General features: G+C 65.8%; 22 protein-coding genes and 1 pseudogene. 11 read left to right on the forward strand and 12 right to left on the reverse strand.

Features of this window, described 5'->3' with window-relative positions; genetic code table 11:
• The first annotated feature begins 4 nt into the window (after nt 1-4).
• From metH to FQU96_RS25750, 4 genes and pseudogenes are all read left to right on the forward strand, one after another.
• Nucleotides 5-3,684: pseudogene (metH, locus tag FQU96_RS25735) on the forward strand (methionine synthase).
• Nucleotides 3,685-3,708: 24 nt separating this feature from the next.
• Nucleotides 3,709-4,665 (forward strand): hypothetical protein, encoded by a 957-nt coding sequence (locus FQU96_RS25740; protein ID WP_146544225.1) that lies wholly within the window; start codon nt 3,709-3,711, stop codon nt 4,663-4,665.
• A 294-nt stretch (nt 4,666-4,959) separates the two neighbouring features.
• Entirely contained in the window at nt 4,960-5,751 is a 792-nt protein-coding gene (locus tag FQU96_RS25745; RefSeq protein WP_146544226.1) for a class I SAM-dependent methyltransferase, read from the forward strand.
• An 89-nt stretch (nt 5,752-5,840) separates the two neighbouring features.
• The gene (locus tag FQU96_RS25750; protein ID WP_146544227.1) at nt 5,841-6,164 is read left to right on the forward strand and encodes a zf-TFIIB domain-containing protein; all 324 of its coding nucleotides are present in this window, start codon (nt 5,841-5,843) and stop codon (nt 6,162-6,164) included.
• A gap of 171 nt (nt 6,165-6,335) precedes the next feature.
• Here FQU96_RS25750 and FQU96_RS25755 read toward each other — a convergent pair whose 3' ends face one another.
• Nucleotides 6,336-7,181, reverse strand: a complete 846-nt coding sequence (locus FQU96_RS25755) for a TauD/TfdA family dioxygenase (protein WP_146544228.1) — start codon at nt 7,179-7,181, stop codon at nt 6,336-6,338.
• A gap of 76 nt (nt 7,182-7,257) precedes the next feature.
• Between FQU96_RS25755 and FQU96_RS25760 the strand changes: the two genes are divergently transcribed.
• The gene (locus tag FQU96_RS25760) at nt 7,258-7,944 is read left to right on the forward strand and encodes a TetR/AcrR family transcriptional regulator (RefSeq protein ID WP_178130703.1); all 687 of its coding nucleotides are present in this window, start codon (nt 7,258-7,260) and stop codon (nt 7,942-7,944) included.
• On the opposite strand, the gene FQU96_RS25765 is transcribed toward FQU96_RS25760, so the two are convergent.
• Nucleotides 7,897-8,958: an LLM class oxidoreductase gene (locus FQU96_RS25765; RefSeq protein ID WP_218574862.1), complete on the reverse strand. Its 1,062-nt coding sequence runs from the start codon at nt 8,956-8,958 to the stop codon at nt 7,897-7,899. The genes FQU96_RS25760 and FQU96_RS25765 overlap by 48 nt on opposite strands.
• A gap of 151 nt (nt 8,959-9,109) precedes the next feature.
• Between FQU96_RS25765 and FQU96_RS25770 the strand changes: the two genes are divergently transcribed.
• Nucleotides 9,110-10,000 (forward strand): LysR substrate-binding domain-containing protein, encoded by an 891-nt coding sequence (locus FQU96_RS25770; protein ID WP_146544230.1) that lies wholly within the window; start codon nt 9,110-9,112, stop codon nt 9,998-10,000.
• Here FQU96_RS25770 and FQU96_RS25775 read toward each other — a convergent pair.
• Nucleotides 9,997-10,818, reverse strand: a complete 822-nt coding sequence (locus FQU96_RS25775; RefSeq protein ID WP_146544231.1) for an NUDIX hydrolase — start codon at nt 10,816-10,818, stop codon at nt 9,997-9,999. The two genes, FQU96_RS25770 and FQU96_RS25775, sit on opposite strands and share 4 nt — an antisense overlap.
• Before the next feature lie 28 nt (nt 10,819-10,846).
• Nucleotides 10,847-11,872: an NADP-dependent oxidoreductase gene (locus FQU96_RS25780; RefSeq protein WP_146544232.1), complete on the reverse strand. Its 1,026-nt coding sequence runs from the start codon at nt 11,870-11,872 to the stop codon at nt 10,847-10,849.
• A 266-nt stretch (nt 11,873-12,138) separates the two neighbouring features.
• Between FQU96_RS25780 and FQU96_RS25785 the strand changes: the two genes are divergently transcribed.
• The gene (locus FQU96_RS25785) at nt 12,139-12,573 is read left to right on the forward strand and encodes a pyridoxamine 5'-phosphate oxidase family protein (protein WP_146544233.1); all 435 of its coding nucleotides are present in this window, start codon (nt 12,139-12,141) and stop codon (nt 12,571-12,573) included.
• An 82-nt stretch (nt 12,574-12,655) separates the two neighbouring features.
• Here FQU96_RS25785 and FQU96_RS42275 read toward each other — a convergent pair whose 3' ends face one another.
• The gene (locus FQU96_RS42275) at nt 12,656-12,829 is read right to left on the reverse strand and encodes a hypothetical protein (protein ID WP_178130704.1); all 174 of its coding nucleotides are present in this window, start codon (nt 12,827-12,829) and stop codon (nt 12,656-12,658) included.
• 161 nt (nt 12,830-12,990) lie between these two features.
• Between FQU96_RS42275 and FQU96_RS25790 the strand changes: the two genes are divergently transcribed.
• From FQU96_RS25790 to FQU96_RS25800, 3 genes are all read left to right on the forward strand, one after another.
• On the forward strand, nt 12,991-13,434 hold the full coding sequence (locus FQU96_RS25790) for a PPC domain-containing DNA-binding protein (RefSeq protein WP_146544234.1): 444 nt from the start codon (nt 12,991-12,993) through the stop codon (nt 13,432-13,434).
• Between the two features lie 93 nt (nt 13,435-13,527).
• A complete protein-coding gene (locus FQU96_RS25795; RefSeq protein ID WP_178130705.1) occupies nt 13,528-14,253 on the forward strand; it encodes an alpha/beta fold hydrolase in 726 nt (241 codons plus the stop codon).
• Nucleotides 14,254-14,406: 153 nt separating this feature from the next.
• Nucleotides 14,407-14,919, forward strand: coding sequence for a thioesterase family protein (locus FQU96_RS25800; RefSeq protein ID WP_146544236.1), 513 nt, complete (start codon nt 14,407-14,409; stop codon nt 14,917-14,919).
• Nucleotides 14,920-14,947: 28 nt separating this feature from the next.
• On the opposite strand, the gene FQU96_RS25805 is transcribed toward FQU96_RS25800, so the two are convergent.
• The 6 genes from FQU96_RS25805 to FQU96_RS25830 all read right to left on the reverse strand — a co-directional run bounded on the left by FQU96_RS25805 (nt 14,948) and on the right by FQU96_RS25830 (nt 20,244).
• Nucleotides 14,948-15,427, reverse strand: coding sequence for a GNAT family N-acetyltransferase (locus FQU96_RS25805; protein ID WP_146544237.1), 480 nt, complete (start codon nt 15,425-15,427; stop codon nt 14,948-14,950).
• 7 nt (nt 15,428-15,434) lie between these two features.
• Nucleotides 15,435-16,193, reverse strand: coding sequence for an SDR family NAD(P)-dependent oxidoreductase (locus tag FQU96_RS25810; protein WP_146544238.1), 759 nt, complete (start codon nt 16,191-16,193; stop codon nt 15,435-15,437).
• 49 nt (nt 16,194-16,242) lie between these two features.
• Entirely contained in the window at nt 16,243-16,440 is a 198-nt protein-coding gene (locus FQU96_RS25815; RefSeq protein WP_146544239.1) for a DUF2783 domain-containing protein, read from the reverse strand.
• A gap of 10 nt (nt 16,441-16,450) precedes the next feature.
• Complete coding sequence (locus tag FQU96_RS25820; RefSeq protein ID WP_146544240.1) at nt 16,451-18,109, reverse strand: FAD-dependent oxidoreductase; 1,659 nt, start codon at nt 18,107-18,109, stop codon at nt 16,451-16,453.
• 34 nt (nt 18,110-18,143) lie between these two features.
• Nucleotides 18,144-19,091 (reverse strand): MBL fold metallo-hydrolase, encoded by a 948-nt coding sequence (locus FQU96_RS25825; RefSeq protein ID WP_146544241.1) that lies wholly within the window; start codon nt 19,089-19,091, stop codon nt 18,144-18,146.
• 109 nt (nt 19,092-19,200) lie between these two features.
• Nucleotides 19,201-20,244, reverse strand: a complete 1,044-nt coding sequence (locus FQU96_RS25830) for a S1C family serine protease (protein WP_146544242.1) — start codon at nt 20,242-20,244, stop codon at nt 19,201-19,203.
• A 294-nt stretch (nt 20,245-20,538) separates the two neighbouring features.
• Here FQU96_RS25830 and FQU96_RS25835 point away from each other — a divergent pair, with 294 nt between their 5' ends.
• The gene (locus FQU96_RS25835) at nt 20,539-21,045 is read left to right on the forward strand and encodes a PRC-barrel domain-containing protein (protein WP_146544243.1); all 507 of its coding nucleotides are present in this window, start codon (nt 20,539-20,541) and stop codon (nt 21,043-21,045) included.
• 82 nt (nt 21,046-21,127) lie between these two features.
• On the opposite strand, the gene FQU96_RS25840 is transcribed toward FQU96_RS25835, so the two are convergent.
• On the reverse strand, nt 21,128-21,988 hold the full coding sequence (locus FQU96_RS25840) for a phytanoyl-CoA dioxygenase family protein (protein WP_178130706.1): 861 nt from the start codon (nt 21,986-21,988) through the stop codon (nt 21,128-21,130).
• Nucleotides 21,989-22,049 lie beyond the last annotated feature (61 nt).

The raw sequence follows: 22,049 nt of genomic DNA on the forward strand, positions 1-22,049 counted from the left end.
CGTGATGCGACGCGACGAGAAGGCTGACCTGCTGCGCCGGCTGGCGCGCGAGCGGATCCTGGTGAAGGACGGCCCTTATGGCTCGATGGTGCAGAACTACGGTCTGGACGAAGCGGGCTTCCGCGGCGGCCAGACGTTCAATCAGGACCAGAAGGGCAACAACGATCTGCTGAACCTCACGCGGCCCGACGTCATCGGCGAGATCTGCGAGGCCTATCTCGCGGCCGGCGCCGACATCGTGGCCACCAACACCTTCAACGCCAACGCCATCAGCCAGGCGGACTACGGCATCCAGTCCATGGTGCGCGAGATCAATCTCGCCGCGGCGCGGCTCACGCGCGCGGCGGCCGATCGCTGGAGCGCCAAGACGCCGGACAAACCGCGCTTCGTCGTGGGCGCCCTGGGGCCGACCAACAAGACGCTGTCCGTATCGCCCGACGTCAACAACCCGGGCTACCGCGCCGTCAGCTTCGACGAGGTGAAGACCATCTACCGCGAACAGATCGATGGTCTGCTCGACGGTGGCGTCGACTTCATCCTGATCGAGACGGTGTTCGACACCCTCAACGCCAAGGCTGCGATCGTGGCCGCCGACGAAGCGGCGGAAGAGCGCGGCGAGGAACTGCCGGTCATGGTCTCCATGACCCTGACCGACCTCGCCGGCCGCAACATCTCGGGCCAGACCGTCGAGGCGTTCTGGCATTCGGTGCGCCACATCCGGCCGCTGACCATGGGCATGAACTGCTCGTTCGGCGCCACCGAGCTGCATCCCTATGTCGGCGTGCTGAATGCCCAGGTCGACACCTTGCTGTGCGTCTACCCCAACGCCGGGCTGCCCAACGAGATGGGCGCCTATGACGAGGCGCCCGAGACGACAGGACGCCTGGTGCGCGGCTGGGCCGAGAGCGGCTGGCTCAACATCGTGGGCGGCTGCTGCGGCACCACGCCCGACCACATCCGCGCCATCGCCCAGGCCGTGAAGGGCATTGCGCCGCGTACCCCCACCGTTCTGCCGCCCGCGCTGCGCCTGTCGGGCATGGAAGCCGCGAGTTTCTTCTGATGTCACAGCGTGTAGCGACGTTCATCAATATCGGCGAACGCACCAACGTCACCGGATCGGCCAAGTTCAAGAACCTGATCCTGGCTGGTGACTATACGGCCGCGGTCGACGTGGCGCGCCAGCAGGTCGAAGCCGGCGCGCAGATCATCGACGTCAACATGGACGAGGGCCTGCTCGACGCCGAGAAGGCGATGGACACGTTCCTCAAGCTGATTGCCGCCGAGCCCGACATCGCCCGCGTGCCGATCATGATCGACAGCTCCAAGTGGAGCGTGATCGAGGCCGGCCTGAAGTGCGTCGCCGGCAAGGCGATCGTGAACTCGATCAGCCTCAAGGAAGGCGAGGCGCCGTTCATCGCCCATGCCCGCAAGGTGCGCCGCTACGGCGCCGCCGCCGTCATCATGGCGTTCGACGAGAAGGGCCAGGCCGACAGCATCGAGCGCAAGGTCGCGATCTGCAAACGCGCCTACGACGTGCTGGTGAACAAGGTTGGCTTCCCGGCCGAAGACATCATCTTCGATCCCAACATCTTCGCCGTCGCCACCGGCATCGAGGAGCACAACAACTACGGCGTCGACTTCATCGAAGCGGTGCGGCGCATCAAGGCCGAGTGCCCGCACGCCAAGATCTCGGGCGGCGTCTCCAATCTCTCCTTCTCGTTCCGCGGCAACGAGCCGGTGCGTCGCGCCATGCACTCGGTGTTCCTGTACCATGCCATCCAGGCCGGCATGGACATGGGCATCGTCAACGCCGGCCAGCTCGACGTCTATGACCAGATCCCGGCCGAACTGCGCGATGCCTGCGAGGACGTGATCCTCAACCGCCGGCCCGACTCGACCGAGCGCATGCTGGAGCTGGCGCCGCGCTACAAGAAGGAAGGCGCCGTCGCTGAGACCGTCGAGGCCGAATGGCGCTCGTGGGGCGTCGCCAAGCGACTGGAGCACGCGCTGGTCAAGGGTATCGACCAATGGGTGGTCGACGACACTGAGGAGGCGCGCAAGTCGGCCCGGCGGCCGATCGAGGTGATCGAAGGGCCGCTGATGGCGGGCATGAACGTGGTCGGCGACCTGTTCGGCGCCGGCAAGATGTTCCTGCCGCAGGTCGTGAAGTCGGCGCGCGTGATGAAGAAGGCGGTGGCCCATCTCATCCCGTTCATCGAAGCCGAGAAGACCGAGAAGTCGAAGCCCAAAGGCAAGATCGTGATGGCCACGGTCAAGGGTGACGTGCACGACATCGGCAAGAACATCGTCGGCGTCGTCCTGCAGTGCAACAACTTCGAGGTCGTCGATCTCGGCGTGATGGTGCCGGTGCAGGACATCCTGAAGGCGGCCAACGAGAACGACGCCAACTTCATTGGCCTATCGGGCCTGATCACGCCGTCGCTCGACGAGATGGTGACGGTGGCCGAGGAGATGACGCGGTCGGGCTTCAAGATCCCGCTGCTGATCGGCGGCGCCACGACATCGCGGGTCCACACGGCGCTGCGCATCGCGCCGAAGTATCACGGCCCCACCGTGCATGTGCTCGACGCCTCGCGCGCCGTCGGCGTCTGCACCACTTTGGCCTCCGACACGCAGGCCAGCGATTTCACGGCCCAGGTTGCGGCCGAGTACGAGGAGATCCGGCGCCAGCGCGCCGGCGGACAGAAGGACAAGCTGGCAACGCTGGCCGCTGCGCGTGCCAACGGCCTGAAGATCGAGTGGAACGGCCACAAGACGCCCCGACCGAGCTTCATCGGCACCAACGCCTTCAGTGACTATCCGCTCGAGGATCTCATCGAGCGCATCGACTGGACGCCGTTCTTCCGCTCGTGGGAACTGGCCGGCAACTATCCCAAGATCCTCGAAGATCCCGTCGTCGGCGAGAGCGCGCGCCAACTCTATGACGATGCGCGCCGCATGCTCGACCGCATCGTCGCTGAGAAGTGGCTGGTGGCCAAAGGCGCGATCGGCTTCTGGCCGTGCCGGCGCGAGGGCGATGACGTGGTGCTGTACGAAGATGAGGCGCGTGCCAAGGAGCTGTCGCGCCTGTTCTTCCTGCGCCAGCAGATCGACAAGCGCGAGGGACGCGCCAACATGTGCCTGGCCGACTTCGTCTCGCCCGACGAAGACTATCTCGGCGCCTTCGCGGTGACGGCGGGCCACGGCATCGAGGCGCATCTGCAGCGCTTCAAGGCGGCGCACGACGACTATTCGAGCATCCTGCTCAAGGCGCTGGCCGACCGCCTGGCCGAGGCCTTCGCCGAACGCCTGCACGAGCGCGTGCGCAAGGAGTTCTGGGGCTACGCCCAGGACGAGAGCCTGAGCAACGACGAGCTGATCCACGAGAAGTACCACGGCATCCGTCCGGCGCCGGGCTATCCCGCCTGCCCCGACCACTCGCAGAAGCCCGAGCTGTTCCGGCTGCTGAACGCCGGACAGAACGCCGGCATGAGCCTGACCGACGGTTTCGCCATGCTGCCCACCGCCGCCGTGTCGGGCTACTACTTCGCCCATCCGCAGGCGTCCTATTTCGGCGTCGCCCGCATCGGCAAGGATCAAGTCGAGGACTTCGCCGCCCGCCGCGGCGTGCCGGTGGCGCAGGCGGAGAAGTGGCTGCGGCCGAACCTGGGATACGACGCCTGATTTCTCGGCCGGGCTCCGGCGGTCATGGAAAAGGACGCGCTTCTTCTGGGCGTACCCGCGGACCGGATGGTGTCGCTCTACGGCACGACACCACCACGCGCCGATGCAGGCCTTGAAGACGTCGCGCGCGCAGCGGAGCGGCTGGCGGATCGCGTGCGCGCGCTGCCGATCGACGGCCTCGTGGTCTACGACGTGCAGGATGAGGCGACGCGCACATCCATACGTCGCCCCTTCCTGCCGACGATCGACCCCCGCCACTACAGCCGCCAGCTGCACCAACTGACGGGCAAGCCGACCGTGACCTACAAGTGCGTCGCGGACATGACGCGCGCCGATTGGTCGCCGTGGTTGGCAGAGACGCATCGTGACTATGGAATCGACCACCTGTCTCTCGTTGGCCTGCCATCATCGCGTGGCGCCACAAGCGTACTGCCCCTGTCCGAGGCAACGCGGCTAGCGGCGACACATCTGGCGGGATTCACGCTCGGCGGCGTCGCGATCGCCGAGCGTCACGGACACGGGCGGAACGAAAGCGAGCGGATGCTGCGCAAAGCCGCCGACGGATGCCGCTTCTTCATTTCCCAGGCCGTCTACGACGCCGAAACGACGATACGGCTGCTGACCGACTATGCCCGCGACTGCGCGCGCGAGGGCGTTACTCCCCGACGGGTCATCCTGACATTCATCCCGTGCGGACGCGCCAGGACGCTCGCGTTCATCCGCTGGCTCGGCATCGCCATCACCGACGCGACGGCGGCATCGATCTTCGCCGACGCCGCGCCGCTCAGCCGGTCGATTGCGATCTGTCGCGACCACCTGCAAGCCATCCTCAGCCAGGATTATGTGCGGACGATCCCGCTGGGACTGAACGTCGAGAGCGTGTCGATCTACAAAGACGAAATCGACGCCTCGATCGATCTGCACCACGCCTTGCATGACGTGGCGCGGGAGTTCCTGAACACGCCGGCTGCCGGTCTCTAGAGCGGTTCATCGTCTCATGGAATCGCCGTTGCCGTCGTCCTGAGCGCAGCGAAGGACCTTGCGGTGGATCGCTCAAGGAATGTCGGTACTGGTGATCATCAGCGCCAACAGCAGTTACGCCAACACTGCGGGATCCTTCGCTGCGCTCAGGATGACGGCGACGGCGGAGATCGAGCAACCGCGTGCGGCCATTCGATCGGAACAGCCCCCAGCGTTCAGCTCGTCCAAGCAGCCGGGTGCCTGACAACAGCGCCAGGCGCTACACTGTCACGACTTGCTTGCCTGGAGACGCGCGTGAGTTCGTTCTACGACGGCGTCGGCTCGATCTTCGTCGAAGCCTATGACGCCTTCTACGGTGCCGATCCGCCGGCGATGCTCGCGGGCGACATCGCGTTCTATGAGCGGCTGGCGCGGGCAACCGGTGGGCCGGTTCTCGAACTGGCGTGCGGTACCGGCCGCGTCACCGTGCCCTTGGCCGAAGCGGGATTGGACGTCACCGGCGTCGACAACGCCGAGGCCATGCTCGCCATCGCCGCCCGGCGCGTGCAGGCTGCACCCACACCGGTGCGCGAGCGCCTGACCCTCGTCCAGGGCGACATGACCGACCTGGACCTGGGGCGGACGTTCGGACTGGTGTTCGTGGCGTTCCGGTCGTTTCAGCTCCTGCTGACCGTCGAACGCCAACGCCAGGCGCTGGGGGTCATTCGCCGTCACATGCAGCCCGGCGGCCGCCTGGCGCTGCATCTGTTCGATCCGCGCCTCGAGCTTATGGTCGGTGACGGCGGTGCCGGCCGCATCGCGTCGGGCACGCACCCTGTCACCGGGCGCCGCTACGTCGCCGAGGTGCTGCGCGCCAATATCGACCCTGTCGCGCAGGTGCGCTGGGACCTCTGGCGCTACGCCGAAGTCGGCGACAATGACGCCGTCCTTGCCGAAGCGACGCGCGAGATGGCGTTGCGCTGGACCTACCGGTGGGAGCTGCGCCACCTGCTCGAGCTCTGCGGCTTCACGATCGAGGCCGACTACAGCGATTTCAGCGGCTCCGGGCCGGAATACGGCCGGGAGCTGATCGTGGTCGCGCGCTGACTAGGTGCAACATTGTTGCCTTCGATGTCCTTGAAACGCCACGATTGGCACTACACATCGCAGACAACTCGAACAGGGAGACTGTCGCGATGCAATGTCCTGTCTGCACCACCGAACGCCTGGTCATGGCCGACCGCCAGGGCATTGAGATCGATTATTGTCCCAAGTGCCGCGGCGTCTGGCTGGATCGCGGCGAGTTGGACAAGCTCATCGAGAAATCCACCGGTGGTGTGCAGCAGCGTACCGAGCGGCGGGATGACGACGAGCGGCGCGAGGCGCCGCCACCCCGCCACTATGAACGGGATGATCACCACTACGACCCGCGCTACAAGAAGCACGACGATGACGACTACAAGTACGGCAAGGGCCGCCGCCGCAAGTCGTTCCTCGGCGATATCTTCGATTTCGACTGATTGAGGCATCCATCCTCCCCAGCTTTGCTGGGGAGGTGCCCCAATACGACGTTTCGACGCTTGGCGTCGAAACGGTGGGGAAGGCGACGTGGTCTTGATAACTGAGACTACGTTGGTTCCCCCTCCGGCCTTCGGCCACCTCCCCCACCTGCCGGTGGGGAGAATGCCCCCTTACGACAGCGTGCACCCCGCGACCGTGATGCGGTGCATGAGGCGCTGCTCGCCGTGATAGTCGTTGGCGGCATAGTGCCAGGTCGCGCGGTTGTCCCAGAAGGCGAGCGCGCCCGGCGTCCAGCGGAAGCGGCAGGTGAATTCCGGACGCGTCGCGTGCCGGTAAAGGTGCTCCAGCAGCGGCTTGCTGTCGGCTTCCGACCAGCCGTCAAAGCGCACCGTGAAACCCGGGTTCACGTAGAGCGCCTTGCGGCCCGACTCGGGATGCGTGATCACCACCGGATGCGTGACATCACCGCGCACGGCGTGCGCGTTGCCGATGCGGCCTACGGTATCGGCAGTCTGCTTGTGGTAGCCCTTGGCGCCGAACACGTGCTCGTCGGAGTGGATGGCACGCAGGCCCTCCAGGGTCTGGCGCAACCCGTCCGACAGCGCCTCATAGGCGGCGTACATGCTGGCGAACAGCGTGTCGCCGCCCTCGTCCGGCACCTCGCGCGCCAGCAGGATCGAGCCCATGGCCGGCGCCGGATCGTAGCTGTGATCGGTGTGCCAGCCGCCGCCGATGTTGGTCTTCTGCGCCTTCTCCTTGCGCACCTCGGCGATCTCAGGATAGCCCTCGACCGGCGTGAAGAAACGGTTGATGTCGATCGGGCCCCAACGGCGCGCGAACTGGATATGCTGTTCGGGCGACAGGTCCTGATCGCGGAAGAAGATCACACCGTGATCGACGAAGGCGCGGCGGACCTCGTCCCATTGGCGGTTGGACAGCCGCGTCAGATCGACGCCGGAAATCTCCGCGCCGCAGCCGCCCGTCACCCGCCGCACCTGGATCGTTTCGTACGTCATGACCGTCTCCTCACCGGCTGATGCTTGACCCGTTCACCTCTACCCTATAATCTGAACCAGAACCATGATTCAGATTATGAGTCAAGCCCTCCCCCCGACCGACGGCGACAGGACCGGTGCCCTGCCCGCCAAGCAGGCGCGCAGTCGCCGCACGCGCGATCAGTTGCTGGCCGCGGGTTATCGCCTGGTCGAGGTGCGCGATTTCGAGGCGGTGTCGATCGCCGACATCGCCAAGGCCGCCGGCTGCTCGGTGGGCGCCTTCTATTTCCGCTTCGCCGACAAGGATGCGTTCTTCCGCGCCCTGATCGCCCACCGTCTGGAAGAAGCACGCACCGGCATCGCCGCCCTGCTGGATACGCCTGATGACGGCGATCCCCTGGAAGCGCTGGTGGCCATGATCACCGAGACGTTCCGGCGCCGGCCGGGCTTCCTGCGTGCCGCCCTGCGCAAGAGCATGGAAGATCCGTCGGTGTGGGAGCCCATGCGCGCGCATGGGCATTTCGTGGCCGACCGCTACCTCGACCGCCTGGCGCGGGATGCCGGCGATCGGCCGGCCCAGGCGCTGGAGCGGCGCATCCGTTTTGCCTTCCAGATCATGAACGGCACGCTGATCAACGCCCTGATCAACGCGCCCGGTCCGCTGCAACTCGACCATCCGACGCTGACGGAAGAGCTGGTGCGCGCCATGCGGCTGGTGATTGCCGCCGACACATCGTCACCAGCGGGTCGGCAAGGCGGCCGGACCGTCATGCGTCGGGAATAGCGGCAGCACCTCCTGCGCGATCTCCTCGATGATCTCGTCGACCGGCCTTTGCGCGAACTGGATGCCGAGCGCGGCATGATTGACACCGATTGACTGCCACTCCTCCAGGAGCTGGATCAGGCCCTTGCGGCCGGTGCGCAGCACGAACCCACCCCGCAGCGCCATGCGCGGGTGATCGGGGTCGTCGACGAGGTCGATCCATTCGTTGGTCATGTGCGGGCGAAAGGCGCCATCCGGAATCATCGCACGCCAGGCATCGATCTTGGGCTTGAGCGCCATCACGTCCTGGCGCGTTACCGCGGGTCCCGGGTAGCTCAACCACCCATCGGCGTGCTCGGCGATCCACGCCGGCGTCTGGCGGCTGGAGCCCGTGACAATGAGCGGGATCGCGCCGGTCGCGGGCTTCGGCAGGAGTTCGACCCCTGGCGGGATCACGCCGAGGGGCGAGTGGATGGCGCCGCGTCGCGCGGCGGTCAGCGCACGAAACAGGTGCACCGATTCGGCGAACCGTACACTGCGCCCATCCATGTCGATGCCATACGCGGGGAACTCCACCGGCCGATCGCCCGATGCGATGGCCAGCACCAGCCGACCGCCCGACAGCTGATCGACGGTGACCGCCGCCTTGGCGAGGTCGATCGGATGGCGCAGGGTGAAGATGGCACTGCCGGTCACCAGCGCGACGTTGCTGGTTCGCGCCGCGAGATACGCGAGATAGCCGAACGGATCGAAAAGCTGACCGGCGTCGCCGAAACTCGGATCGAACAGGGGCACGTCGCGCACCCAGACGGCCGCAAAATTCCGGCGGTCGATCGCCGCGACGTGATCGGCCTGGTTTTCGAGAACCCGCATGTCGCCCTGGTAGAACCGCAGCGGCAGGAAGATGCCGACGGTCAACTTGTCCGATGCGAACATGCGCCGGAAGCCGGGATGGGCGCCGAAGATTGAGCTGCCGGCTGCCGGTGCCGGCGATGATGTCCTGATGGCCGCTGCCGTCGTCCCGAGCGCGTTCATGCCTCAACTCCTGGTCCGGATGTTGCTGTTCCGGCATCAATTATGGAGACACGCTAAATTCTGATGCCGGGATGCGTTCGAGAGATATGTTGCAATTCTTCGGTAAACGAGCGATTCCTTCTCATTCCTGAATTTAGAATGCCTAAATCATATGAACAGGGTTCTACCGCTCCTGGGTTTGCGCGCTTTCACCGAAGTGGGACGGCATGGGAGCGTGAAGGCGGCGGCCGTTGTGATGGGCGTCACGCCCGGCGCCGTCAGCCAGCAGATCAAGGCGCTGGAGGCGCAGGTCGGTGTCGCTTTATTCGAACGGGAGCAGCGCGGCCTGCATCTCAGCGAGGCCGGCGCGCGCGTCCACGCAACGCTTGCCCGTGCCTTCGATCAGATCGAGACGGCACTCGCGGCGCTGGACGCCATTCATGCGCACCAGACGCTGACCGTCAGTGCCGTCCCGTCATTCGCGGCCTCGTGGCTCGCCCCCCGCCTCGGTCATTTCACGCAACGGCATCCCACCATCGAGGTGCGCCTCGAAGCAACGTCGTCGCCCGTCGATCTGAGGCGTGATCGCGTCGACGTCGCCATCCGGCACGGTCTGGGGGACTATCCCGGACTGCGCGCGACCCATCTCATGACGCCCGTCTTCATTCCCGTCGCAAGCCCTGACCTGCTGGCGAAAGGCCCGCCGATCAGCGCCCCGATCGATTGCCTGCAGTACCCACTGCTCCAGGACTCCGATCGCGCCGACTGGCTCCTGTGGCTGCGCGCGCACGATGTCGCAGACGATCCGCGGGCCGAGCGCGGTACGAGCTTCGACGATGATTTCCTGCTGATCCGCGCCGCGGGCGCCGGCCAGGGCATCGCCCTCATCCGCGATATCTACGCCCGCGAGGAGATCGCCGCCAGACGGCTCGCCGTCGCGCTCGACTGCCCGTGGCCGGCCCGGTTCGCCTACTACGTCGTGACCCGGCCCGGCGCCCTGCAGCAGCCGGCAACGGCAGCCTTTGTCGCCTGGCTCGCCGAAGAAGCAAAGGCCGCCGGCTAGCCGCGGAAGCTGGCATCCATCTCGCGCTCGAAGAGCGCGTAGCCCGACTCCTTGCCGACCGTCAGGAACCGGCGGCCATCGCGCACTTCGACGATGGGCAGGATCGGCTTCGGCAAGTAGCTGCCATAGTGCGCCAGCAGGGCCGCAACGGTCGGGATCTCGGCCAGCTTCATCAGGTTGAGCTTGGTCGGAAACAGCATGGTGCGATGCCCCGCCTCGGCGTCGGCGATCGCCTGCGCCGGCTGGATCCACACCGAATCGACGGACTCGTGGCCGTCGTGCAGGGCCACCTGGTCCGACGGCGCCGCCGCCACGAAGAAGCGGGTGTCGAAGCGCTTGGGCACGAAGGTGGGCGTGATCCAGTGCGCATACGGCAGCATCGTATCGCAGGCCAGCACCAGGTTCTCGACACGGGCCATGTCGGCCATCGTCACTTCGCCTTTCACCATTGCCTGGCGATAGCGGTCCTCGATCGGCTTGAGCGCCGCGGCGGCGATCAGGTCGGCGGCGCCGCGCCGACGGGCCAGCAGGACGCCGGTCTCCTCGAAGGCCTCGCGGATACCGGCCACGCGAAACGCCAACTCGGCATCCGATGCGCCATCGATGCCCGTGCACAGGTCACGCAGACGCGGATCACTGTCGGCGGCATCGACCTTGCCGCCCGGGAAGACCAGCGCGCCGGATGCGAAATCAATCTGGTGATGGCGCACCACCATGAACACCTCGGGCGTCGACGCCGGATCGCCGTCGACGGAAGGCCGCAGCAGCAGCACGGTGGTGGCGGGGACTGGCGTTACCGGCGGTTTCTTCTCGGACATGTGTTCCTGTGTTCTTCGCTGATCGCGGTCATGCGCGGGTCGGATCGTCGGATACCTGCACCAGCAGCTTGCCGAAGTTGCGGCCCTTGAGCAGGCCGATGAAAGCCTCAGGCGCCTTGTCGAGGCCCTTCACGATGTCTTCGCGGTACTTGATCTTGCCCGCCTTCACCGCGGCCGGCACGTCCTGCCAGAAGCCCTGCATGTCGGCGAAGTGGTCGCTGACGATGAAGCCCTTGACCAGCGCCCGCTTGACCAGCAGCAGCCGCCAGTCGGGGCCGGGATTCATCTGCATCTCGTTGTACTGCGAGATCAGACCGCACAGCGGCACGCGCGCGAAGTCGTTGAGCTGCGGCAGCACGGCCGCCTGCACGGCACCGCCGACATTCTCGAAATAGACGTCGATGCCCTTGGGACAGGCTTCGCGGATCGCCTTGAACAGATTGGCGCCGGCCGCCTTGTAGTCGACGCAGGCATCGAAACCGAGTTCCTTGATCACGTAGTCGCATTTGTCCTGGCCACCGGCGATGCCCACGGCGCGGCAGCCCTGCAGCTTGGCGAGCTGCCCCACCACGGAGCCGACGGCGCCCGAAGCAGCCGACACCACGACCGTCTCGCCCGCCTTCGGCGCGCCGATCTTCATGAGGCCCCACCACGCGGTCTGCCCCGGCATGCCCAGCACCGACAGCGCCGTCGAGAGCGGCGCCACCTTCGGATCGAGCTTCATCGACATCGCACCCGTCGACACGGCATGGCTTTGCCAGCCCGAATACTCGACGACGAAATCACCTTCCTTGAACTTCGGATTGCGCGACGTCACCACTTGGCCAACCGTACCGCCGACCATCGCATCGCCGAGATTGAGGTTGGCGGCGTAGCCCTTGGCCTCGCTCATGCGGCCGCGCATGTAGGGATCCAGCGACAGCCAGATGGTGCGCGACAGGTATTCGCCGTCCTTGGGTTCCGGCAGCGGCGCGTCGACGACATCGAAGTTCGCCGGTGTCGGCTCGCCCTGAGGACGCGACTTCAACAGCACGCGGCGGTTCGTCTCGGCCATTGGGAATCCCCTCCCTTTGAATTATGCCGGGCACCGTAGTCGCATCACCGCGGGGGCGCCAGCGTATGGATTTGCTGGGCGAAACCATGGGAACGACGCCTGACGTCCGACGTTGGCGTCACAGCCAGCCATTGTGACGGCGTGCGATTGATGGGCCCGCTGCAATTCGTTTTCCTGGGACTTGCCACTGCGCTCGGCCTGGTCGTCCTGGGCGTGCTGCTGTCCATCGTCATTGCCTAGATGCCAACGGTCAGGCGGAGTGAAAGATGAGTCTCGTCGATCCGCAAGCTTTCTGGAAGCTGCTCGCCGGCATGCCGGTGTGCATGCTGGTGACACGCGACGGCCTCTCGTTGCGCTCGCGCCCGATGGCACCCAACATCGATCCGGCTCAAGAAGAGATTCGGTTTCTGACCCGACGCTCCTCGCACAAGGCGGACGAGATCGACGATATCGGCGAGGTCAATCTCGCCTTTCTCGCCACCGACCGGGAGGACTACGTGTCGGTCTCAGGGACAGCGACGCTGACCCAGGACCGCGACCTGATTCGAGCGATCTGGACGTCGAACGACGACACCTGGTTTCCGGAGGGTCCCGACGGTCCTGACATGGCGGCGATCCGCGTGCGCCCGTCCCAGGCCGAATACTGGGACGCCAAGGGCGGTGACCGGCGCTATGCGTGGCTGAGTTTCCATCACACATGACAAAGCCCGCCGGTCTCCCGGCGGGCCCATTCCTCTCGACCGTGCGTCGCGCGCGGAGCGCGCTGGTCTCACGTGTTCGGCGTCAGAAGCCGGCCATCATGCGCGGCACGGCGAAAGTAAACGCCGATGCCAACAACACGCCGAGCATCAGTGCGATGAACACATAGGCGACGACTTCCCACCATGCCGCATGGTCGCTGGCATGGTGATGCACGTGGTCAGCGATGAAACGATGGAAGCGATCGACCGTGGCCATGTTTGCCTCCAGCTGCAGGTAATGCCTTAACGGCATCGGCAGGTGTCAGTTGCCTCGGTGTCTAATGATGTAAGCCTTCCCGGCGCGCCGCTCAAGTACGGGAACCGCATGGCTGCAACGCTCGTTATCGGGGTGAGTGATTGGTCAGGAGGCCGCCGGAAATGCGCAGCAAGCTGCTGCATGAAGATGATGGCCAGCGGACATACGCCATCGTCCTGGAAAGCGGCGAGGAAGCACTTGAATCGCTGCGGAAATTCGTCGCGACCGAGGACATCGGCGCGGCGCAGTTTTCGGCGATCGGTGCACTGAGCGCGGCCGTGCTGAACTATTTTGACTGGGAGCGCAAAAAGTATCTTCCCATCCCGGTAGACGAGCAGGTCGAAGTTGCCTCGCTCACGGGCGATGTCGCGCTCTCCCCCGACGGCAAGCCGGCCCTGCACATCCATGCCGTGCTCGGCCGCCGCGACGGCACGGCGCTGGCCGGCCATCTCACCCAGGCGCAGGTACGCCCCACGCTGGAAGTGGTGCTCACCGAATCGCCGGTGCATCTGCGCAAGCGCTTCGATCCTGCGAGCGGCCTGGCCCTGATCCGACCAGACCTTTGACCCGGCTCTAGCGATACCACGGCTTCGCGCACCGAAACGCCGATGGCATGCGTGGCTCGACTTGCATCACCGCGCCTCGCATCATCCGCCGTGATGACTCCATCAATACCTCGCACTTTCGTCTGCCTGTCGGGCGCCTGGATGGGCGGCTGGTCGTGGACCTTCGTGGCCGACAGGCTGCGTGCGGCCGGACACATCGTCTTCACGCCGACCTTCCGCGGCCTGGCTGAACGGGCCCACGAGCTGTCGGCCGAGACCAGCAACGAGAGCTGCGTCGACGACGCCATCGCCTGCCTCGCCGACAACGACCTGCGGGACGTCGTGCTGGTCGGCCACTCCTTCGGCAGCCTGATCGCGGGGCTGGTGGTCGATCGTGCGCCAGGATACGCATCGCATCTCGTGATCATTGACGGCGGTATCCCGCGCGACGGCCAGTCGATCTTCGGTCGCATCCCGCAGCACATCGCCGACAAGCGTCAGAGGCTCGCGACCGAGATCAACGGCGTCAAGGTCCTGCCGTTCGCACCCGTGACCAGCCTGATCATCGACGACAGCGACCTGGCGCAGTGGACCCACCGGCAGCTGACGCCGCATCCCCTGCGCTGCTATGTCGATCCCATCCGCCTGCACAACCCGCCGGGCAACGGCGTACCGATGACCTACATCGCCTGCGTCAAGCCCCGCTATCCGGTGTCCGCCGGCAATCACGAACGCGTTCAGGCGATGCCCGATGTGCGCTTCCGCCCCATCGAAGCCGGCCACAACTGCATCATCTCGGCGCCCGACCTGGTCGCCGCCGAACTGCTGGCGGTGCCGTAGCGCTTGGACCGCGGGCGTCCACGCCCGCATCGCCCGAAGCGCACGCGCAGGGCGACGGCCATTCGGCGTTGCACGCCGATGCGCGCGTGGACGCGCGCAGTCCAAAAAGACGAACACTTGCTTCCGATGTCACCGCTTCGCTACGGTCGTTCCATGACAACGCTGCCCTACCCCCTCGTCGACCTCGACCTCACCGCACCGCTCGATCGCCATCACGCCACCGTGCTGCCGGAATGGATCGACTGGAACGGCCACATGAATGTCGGCTTCTACGTCGTGGCCTTCGACAAGGCGACCGACACGTTCTGCACGCAGCTCGGCGTCGGCTGGGAGTACACGCGCGACAAGGTCGGCATGACGTTCGTGCTCGAGGCGCATGTCACCTACGATCGCGAGGTGCGCGAGGGCGACCCGCTGCGCATCACCACGCAGGTCCTCGACTACGACAGCAAGCGCGTGCACTACTTCCACACCATGCATCATGGCAGCGAAGGCTGGGTATCGGCCACCAACGAGCTGATCCTGATGAACATCGACTTCCAGACGCGGCGCTCGGCACCGTGGCCGGCCGAGACCTATCGCCGACTGGAACAGATGGCCGCGGCGCATGCCAAGCTGTCCAAACCGGAGAAGGCCGGTCGCGTCATTGCAATCCGGCGGCGCTGAGATACCCGCGCTGCCGACCCGGCGCTGTTCAGCTTCCCGCCAGGGCCTGCAAGGCCGCGCCGCGAATCCGGTAGGGTAGCCACGTCTCGATATGGGTGCAGCCGATTGCCTCGTAGAAGCGGCGCGCCGGATTCCAGTGCAGCACGTTGAGATCGATGCGGCCGTAGCCCTTGTCGCGGCACTCGCGCGCCAAGGCCGCCATCAGCGCCCGGCCGACACCGGCCTGGCGCACATCCTGCTCAACCCAGATGTCCTCGACGAAGAGGCCGCGACCGGCTTCCCAGACCGAGTAGTTGAACGTGTAGAGCGCGAAGCCCACCGGCTTGCCACCAAGCTCGGCTATCATGGTGGCAAACTTCGCGTCCGGGCCGAAACCGTCGCGGGCCAGTACCTCCGGCGTCGCCTTCACGGCGTCGGGTTCACCCTCGAACGTGGCGAGCGCAACGCAGAAGCGGTGAATGGTGGCGGCGTCGGCGAGTGTCGCCGGACGGACAGTGACCTGGGACATGGTTGGCTCAAAACGCGAGATAGCCGCCGTCGACCGGCAGCACGACGCCGGTAATATAGCTGGCGGCGTCGGAGCACAGGAAGACGACAGGCCCGGCCAGTTCGTCCGGGGCGCCGCACCGGCGCAGCGGCACGTGCGTGAGGTACTGGCGCAGGCGCTCGGGATCGGCACGGGTCTGCGTCGTCATCTCCGTTTCGATGATGCCGGGCGCGATGGCGTTGACACGCACGCCATGCGGCGCCAGCTCGTTGGCCAGCGCCCGCGTGAACTGCGCGATCGCCCCTTTGGACGCTGAATAGGCCGCCGAGTTGGGCGGTCCGACGAAGGACTGGATCGAGGCGACATTCACCACGCTGCCTTTCGTGGCCTTGATCTGCTCGACGAAAGCCGTGGTGACGTTGAAGGTGCCGTCGAGATTCACGTCGAACGTGGCACGCCATTTGTCGCGCGCATCGGCATCCGACAGGCCGCCGCGCAGCAGGATGCCGGCATTGTTGACCAGGATCGATGCCTTGCCATGCCTGGCTTCGACGTTGCGCGCGAGCTGCAGGCAGGCCGCGGCGTCGCGCACATCGAGTGTCACGGCGTGCGCCGCACCGCCGGCGCTCTGGATCGCCGCCGCGCTCTCTTGCGCCAGGGCGCCATCGACATCCGTCACGATCACGACGGCGCCCGCCTTGGCCAGCCCGAGCGCGATCGCGGCACCATTGCCGCGGCCGGCGCCTGTGACGATCGCGACGCGGCCGCTCAGAAGATTATCCGTCACGCTCCACCTCTCTCGTATCCTTCCCCCGGAGGGGGAAGGACTTCAACGCTCAGGGCGCCAGGCCGGCCCGCGCCGCGTCGATCGCTTCGCGGATGGCGGCTTCGTCGCCGACCTGATTGGCCAGCAGCAGGATCAGGCGGGCGTCGAAGGCGCGGGATTGCGCCTCGTCGAGACCTTTGTGGGCGTCCACGAGCAGGTTGTACACGTCATCCGGCCGCGCCAGGTTGAGGTCACGCCGCAACGCCATGGTCCCTCCTTCAGCAGCCCGTGGCCCGGCGCACGCCGTCGGCCAGCGCGGCCAGATCCAGCGCGCGCCATCGGCCGGCGATGACCTGATCGGGCCGCACCAGATAGGTCGTGCCTGGCCGCGCATCGCAGCGCCGCGCCAGCAGGCCTTGGGTATCGTGCAGCGCGGTCCAGCCCGCAGGCGACGCTCCAGGGTCCGACACGATGGCCAGGCGCTCGACATCGATCGGCCCGGCCAGACGTGCCGCGGCATCCGCCGGCAGCGTCTGTGGCGCATCGGTGAACGTCACGACAGCAAATCGCCCCGCGACCCGTTCTGTGGTCCAGGTGCTGCTGCCGTTGGCCAGCGGCGCATCCGGCAGCACATCGCCGGGAACCGGAGCCTGCGACCAGTCACCGTCGTCGTTGGTCGCGTGCAAAGGCGAATCGGCACACCGGGTCGGTCGCGTCAGGCGGCCGCTGTTGACCATGGCGCGTGCGAAGGGAAAGGCGCGGGCCAGATCCAGGACGGCATCGCGCAACACATGGCTGGCAGTAAACTTGGGTGTGATGAAATCAGTGCTGCGGGTCGATTGGCGGATGTTCTCCCGCGCCGCCTGCACGCGCTCGTGGTTGTAGCTCTCCAGCAGCGCTGCCGGCGCGTCGCCCTTGACGACGAGCGCCAGCTTCCAGCCGAGATTGTCGGCGTCCTGCACGCCGGAATTGCCGCCGCGCGCGCCGAACGGCGAGACCACGTGCGCGGCATCACCGGCGAAGATCACCCGGCCGTGCACGAAGCGCGACAGCATGCGGCAGGTGAACTTGTAGATGCTGGTCCACTCGTGCTCCCAGCGTGCCTCGGGTCCGAACATCATGCGCAGGCGCCGGTCGATGTTCTCGATCTTGCGCTCCTTGTCGGCGTCGGCCTCGCGGCCGAGCTGAAAGTCGATGCGCAGCACGTCGTCGGCCTGGCGATGCAGCAATACCGAGTTGTCGGGATGGAACGGCGGGTAGAACCAGTATTTGCGGATGTTGGGCAGCGCCGTCTTCATGTGGATGTCGGCGATCAGGAACTGATCGTCGAAGACTTCGCCTTCGTAGGGCAGCTTCAGCAGGCCGCGCACCGCGCTGCGCACGCCATCGCAGGCCACCAACCACTGCGCACGCAACATGTAGCGCCCGTCGGGTGTGTCGACATCGACGGCGACATGGTCGTTGGCCGGCCGCACGTCTGCCACCTTGTTGCGAAACCGCAGGTCGACGCCCGGGACCTCGCGGCAGCGCTCGATCAGGAACTGCTCGCAATAGTATTGCTGCAGGTTGATGAAGGCCGGGAACCGCTGGCCCGGCTCCGGCTGCATGTTGAAGCGATAGACCTGCTGTTCGCCGACATAGAGCTCGCCAGTGTCCCAGGTGACGCCCTTGGCCACCATGCGGTCGGCGACGCCCAGGCGATGCCAGACCTCCAGCGTGCGCTGGGCCTGGCAGATCGAGCGGCTGCCGATGCTGACCGTGTCGTCCTCGTCGAGCACGGTGACCGGCACGCCCTTCAGCGCCAGGTCGAGCGCGAGCGTGAGGCCGACCAGCCCGGCGCCGACGATCACCACTGGATAGGTCGGCGCAGCACAGGCGCCGACCGTGAGTTCGGGCGGCGGTGTGTAGTCATACTTGGGATAGACGTAGCTGCCCATCGGCGCAGCCTTCCCGGTTGGCCAAAGCGCGATGCTATTCCAGCGACTTCCACATCTCGATGTCGCGCTCGGCCGTCCAGATGCGCGGATGCTCGATGCCCTTGGCCTCGTCGTAGGCGCGCGACACGTCGAAGGGCATGCAATGCTCGAAGATCACCCAGTTACCGTAGCGTGGGCCGAGCTTGGCCATGGCGGCATCGTAGGCGGTCTTGAGGTCACCGCCGGCCTGCGCCCGCTTCTTCACTTCGGCATAGAGCTCGGTGATGAACGCCTGCGTGCCCGCCAGCCCTTCCTCGACCGCCTCCGGCGTCATCAGCGCATCGCCGCGGCCCGGCACCAAAGCCTCCGCCTTGAGGTCGCGCAGCCGCTGCAGGGTCTGCGGCCAGTCCTCGAAATAGGCGTCGCCGGCGTAGGGCGTGGCGCCGAACTCGACCAGGTCACCCGAGAACAGCACCCGCTCGTCGGGCAGCCAGGCGATGGTGTCGCCCTTGGTGTGGCCACGCCCGGCATGGATGATGTCGACCTGGACCTTGCCCAGCCAGATCGTCATGCGGTCGTTGAAGGTGATGGTGGGCCAGGTCAGCCCGGGGATCGACTCGGCGTTGCGGAACAGGCGCGGGAAGCGCTGGAATTCCGACTTCCAGTCCTGCATGCCGCGCTCGACGATCAGTTCGCGCGTGGCTTCGCTGGCAATGATGTGCTCGGCACCGTAGGCCGAAGCGCCCAGTACGCGTACCGCGTGGTAGTGACTGAGCAGCACGTACTTGATGGGCTTGTCGGTCACCGTGCGGATGTGCTCGATGACCTGCTGCGCCATGGCAGGCGTTGCCTGGGCATCGAGCACCATCACGCAGTCGTCACCAACGATGACGCCGGTATTGGGATCGCCCTCGGCGGTGAAACCGTAGGCGTGCTCCGACAGCCGGCTGAAGGTGATCTTCTTGTCTTCCAGGTCTGCCTGCGAGGCGAAGGCCTTGACCATCGTCGTCCCTCCTCTGCGCCGTCCAGCGCGGCCGCTGTCCAACGGCCAATTAGTTTCATGTGTAACTATATAGGCCCAACAGGCGAGTCAACTCAATCGGCAATGGCAGTTAGAGGCTCGAATCGAGCTTGAGGTACCGGTAGCGGTCGATCGAACGCACCGGTACATCCTCCGCCACGCCATCGCGTTCGATACCGAGCGTCACCACCGTACCGCTGTTTCCGGTGGCCCACAGCTTGCGATAGAAATCGGCGACTTCCTCCACCTCGCTGCCGCCGACATCGCGAATGATGTCGCCGCGACGCAGGCCGGCCTTGTCGGCGGGACTGTCGGGTGAAACGTAGGCGATGACCAGCCGGCCATCCACCTCCTGGGTGTAGACACCGATCCAGGGCTTGGAGGTCGGCGGCCGTTTGCCCTCCTTCATGACCGCGATGATCGGCTTCAGCCGGTTGATCGGGATGAACATGTTGCCGGGCAGTGTGCCGCCGTGGGCACGATAGGCATCGCCGACGAACAGCGAGCCGATGCCCAGCAGGTTCCCCTCGTCGCTCAGAAGCGCGGCACCGCCGAACAGTCCGTAGGGTGGCGAGGTGAAAACGGCATTTTCCAACAGATACTCCCAGTAGCCGGCGAACTCGCGACGATCGACCACCACGGCGCGCTGCGCCATCTCCTCGCCACCGTGACCGGCGACCGTCACGACATCGCGGAATTTCAGAACGTCGGAATCGCCAAACGGCAACGCGTTCGCCCGCAACGGCAGTGCCGTGCGCAACAGGCCGAAGCCGGATTCGTAGTCGTAGGCCAGCACGGTGGCCGATACGCGCCGGCCGCCGGCCTCGATGACCTCGACCGCTTCTGCTTCCATGACGAGATAGCCGACCGTCAACACCAGGCCGCTGTCGTCGATCAACACACCATGGCCCGCCCGCTCGGTGCCCAGCGTCTCGGCCGAGCGTGCCGTGCGCGGAATGGTTGCCTTCAGCGCGACGACCGCCGGCAACGCGCGTTTCACGGCATCCGGCAGGCGGACGCGCTCGCTCTGCGGGCCCGGCGCCTGCTGCGCCTCAGCGGCCCCGCTCAGAAAAACCGGCACCAGGCTGGCGATGGCGATATTGCGCCACCGCGATTTGTTGTCCTGACGCGGCATCGTGCCCTCCTTCTGCCGGCACGGCGCTGCTGCGCCCTCCTCGTCCCGGGAACGTTAGCACGATGACGTTGCGGTGAAAAATGTTCGCCGTAGCCCCCGACGGGCCTCGAATGGCAGCCCGGCGACAGCGGCCGGCCGTGGGTTATTGCAGCCCTTGTGTCGTTGCCACTTCTTCAACCCCAGCCATGCCGAATCGCGGCAACTTCCCCGGCTATTGCGCGTTGGCCTCTAGAGCGCGCTACGGCGGGTGCAAACCTGCGGCGGCGGGCCCTAGTCGGCAAAGTGGAGAAAGCCATGAAAACCAAGCATGTGACCGTCCCCGTAGTGGCGTCGGCACTGGCCGTGTCGCTTGCGTTGACCGGACCCGTGCTGGGCCAGACGACGTCGCCCGGCCAACCGCCGTCATCACCGCCGCCGGTGAGCTCGACTACGGACAAGGGCGTTGTGCCTGATGGCGCCGTGGCGCGCGCCAATGCCATGATCGGCACGTCGGTCCGCAACAGTGCGGGCGACAAGATCGGCACCATCGACGATCTGTTGATGGGCAACGACTCCAAGGTCAACTACGCCGTGCTGAGCGTGGGCGGCTTCCTGGGCATCGGCGACCGGCTGGTCGCGGTCCCGATCAGTGACCTGCAGATGGCGTCGGACCACATGGTCTATCCGTCCGCCACCAAGGAATCGGTGTCCAAGATGCCGAAGTTCGATCGCAGCGCGGTCTATTATCCCGGCTACGTGAAGGAGGTTCCGCGCACGCCGCCGCCGAGCACGGGTGGATCGACGCCGCGTACCACCAACTAGGTGTGCGCGCCTCGTCCGATGACGGGGCAAGGTGACCGGCACAGCGCGGTGAGCGATCACCGCGCTGTGCCACGTTATGGGACTACGCGAGGTCGCCCGACTTCCACAGCAGGGGAAACCTGCTGCTCCGAGACAGCTTCTCGCCGGCCGGAAACCCCTCCTCGGGATAGGTGATCGGATCCTGAAAGCCTCGCTTGGGTTCGAAGACGGCATCGTCGCCGATCCACCGCGTCGAATAGGCGACACGACGCTGCGTCTTGGAATGATTGCCCCGCGATGAATGCATGATGCGGGCGTTGAACAGCAGGCCATCACCAACTTGAATATCCCATGAGGCGATATCGTAGACATCGCGCTGGCGATGATACTCGGGCGTCTTTTCTGTTTCGGTGGCAAAGCGTTCACTGGCCGCATCGCCGAACGCCGAGGGCAGATAGAGCCGGCCCTTGTCGCTGCCCTTGACGAACTCCAGCGCGCCGCTATCCACGGAGCACGGAGTCAAAGCCAACCAGAACGAACAGATCTGCGTGCCGCCGCATCCCCAATAGGGCATGTCCTGGTGCCAATAGTAGCTGTCCTTGGCGCAATCCTTGTCGAGCATGAAGAGGTGATCGAAGTAGAACCGCACCTCCTGCGATCGCAGCGCCTGGCCGGCGATCGCAGCCATGCGTGACGTCATGCAGAAATCGTTGAAGACCGGGTCCTGCTTGTAACATTCGCGCTCGCTGAGGAACGTACCGTCCTTCGCGAGATTGTTGGCGAATTCGCCGGGCTTTTCCTTGCGGAAATCCTCCAGGCGGCGATCTGCTGCCGCGAGGAGGCGTGCACACGTGGTCGCATCGGCCAGCGCCTCCAGATGAACGACCCCGTCACGGTGGAATGTCTCGATCTCCGCCGACGTCAGGTCGCGCACACCCGTGGCGTTCCCGAGTGTTTGGGCCATGGGCTTCCTCCAGGTCACGCTTGTTTGTCTTTTTCCCTTTGCCGACAATAAATATGAATAT

Origin of the sequence: Reyranella sp. CPCC 100927 (assembly GCF_007859315.1) — a bacterium.
Classification (GTDB): Bacteria; Pseudomonadota; Alphaproteobacteria; order Reyranellales; family Reyranellaceae; genus Vineibacter.

Excerpts from the sequence above, each read along its gene's own strand:
- FQU96_RS25740 (WP_146544225.1), top strand. The coding sequence starts at position 3,709 with ATGGAAAAGGACGCGCTTCTTCTGGGCGTACCCGCGGACCGGATGGTG.
- FQU96_RS25750 (WP_146544227.1), top strand. The coding sequence starts at position 5,841 with ATGCAATGTCCTGTCTGCACCACCGAACGCCTGGTCATGGCCGACCGC.
- FQU96_RS25755 (WP_146544228.1), bottom strand. The coding sequence starts at position 7,181 with ATGACGTACGAAACGATCCAGGTGCGGCGGGTGACGGGCGGCTGCGGC.
- FQU96_RS25760 (WP_178130703.1), top strand. The coding sequence starts at position 7,258 with ATGAGTCAAGCCCTCCCCCCGACCGACGGCGACAGGACCGGTGCCCTG.
- FQU96_RS25765 (WP_218574862.1), bottom strand. The coding sequence starts at position 8,958 with ATGAACGCGCTCGGGACGACGGCAGCGGCCATCAGGACATCATCGCCG.
- FQU96_RS25770 (WP_146544230.1), top strand. The coding sequence starts at position 9,110 with ATGAACAGGGTTCTACCGCTCCTGGGTTTGCGCGCTTTCACCGAAGTG.
- FQU96_RS25775 (WP_146544231.1), bottom strand. The coding sequence starts at position 10,818 with ATGTCCGAGAAGAAACCGCCGGTAACGCCAGTCCCCGCCACCACCGTG.
- FQU96_RS25780 (WP_146544232.1), bottom strand. The coding sequence starts at position 11,872 with ATGGCCGAGACGAACCGCCGCGTGCTGTTGAAGTCGCGTCCTCAGGGC.
- FQU96_RS25785 (WP_146544233.1), top strand. The coding sequence starts at position 12,139 with ATGAGTCTCGTCGATCCGCAAGCTTTCTGGAAGCTGCTCGCCGGCATG.
- FQU96_RS42275 (WP_178130704.1), bottom strand. The coding sequence starts at position 12,829 with ATGGCCACGGTCGATCGCTTCCATCGTTTCATCGCTGACCACGTGCAT.
- FQU96_RS25790 (WP_146544234.1), top strand. The coding sequence starts at position 12,991 with ATGCGCAGCAAGCTGCTGCATGAAGATGATGGCCAGCGGACATACGCC.
- FQU96_RS25795 (WP_178130705.1), top strand. The coding sequence starts at position 13,528 with ATGACTCCATCAATACCTCGCACTTTCGTCTGCCTGTCGGGCGCCTGG.
- FQU96_RS25800 (WP_146544236.1), top strand. The coding sequence starts at position 14,407 with ATGACAACGCTGCCCTACCCCCTCGTCGACCTCGACCTCACCGCACCG.
- FQU96_RS25805 (WP_146544237.1), bottom strand. The coding sequence starts at position 15,427 with ATGTCCCAGGTCACTGTCCGTCCGGCGACACTCGCCGACGCCGCCACC.
- FQU96_RS25815 (WP_146544239.1), bottom strand. The coding sequence starts at position 16,440 with ATGGCGTTGCGGCGTGACCTCAACCTGGCGCGGCCGGATGACGTGTAC.
- FQU96_RS25820 (WP_146544240.1), bottom strand. The coding sequence starts at position 18,109 with ATGGGCAGCTACGTCTATCCCAAGTATGACTACACACCGCCGCCCGAA.
- FQU96_RS25825 (WP_146544241.1), bottom strand. The coding sequence starts at position 19,091 with ATGGTCAAGGCCTTCGCCTCGCAGGCAGACCTGGAAGACAAGAAGATC.
- FQU96_RS25830 (WP_146544242.1), bottom strand. The coding sequence starts at position 20,244 with ATGCCGCGTCAGGACAACAAATCGCGGTGGCGCAATATCGCCATCGCC.
- FQU96_RS25835 (WP_146544243.1), top strand. The coding sequence starts at position 20,539 with ATGAAAACCAAGCATGTGACCGTCCCCGTAGTGGCGTCGGCACTGGCC.
- FQU96_RS25840 (WP_178130706.1), bottom strand. The coding sequence starts at position 21,988 with ATGGCCCAAACACTCGGGAACGCCACGGGTGTGCGCGACCTGACGTCG.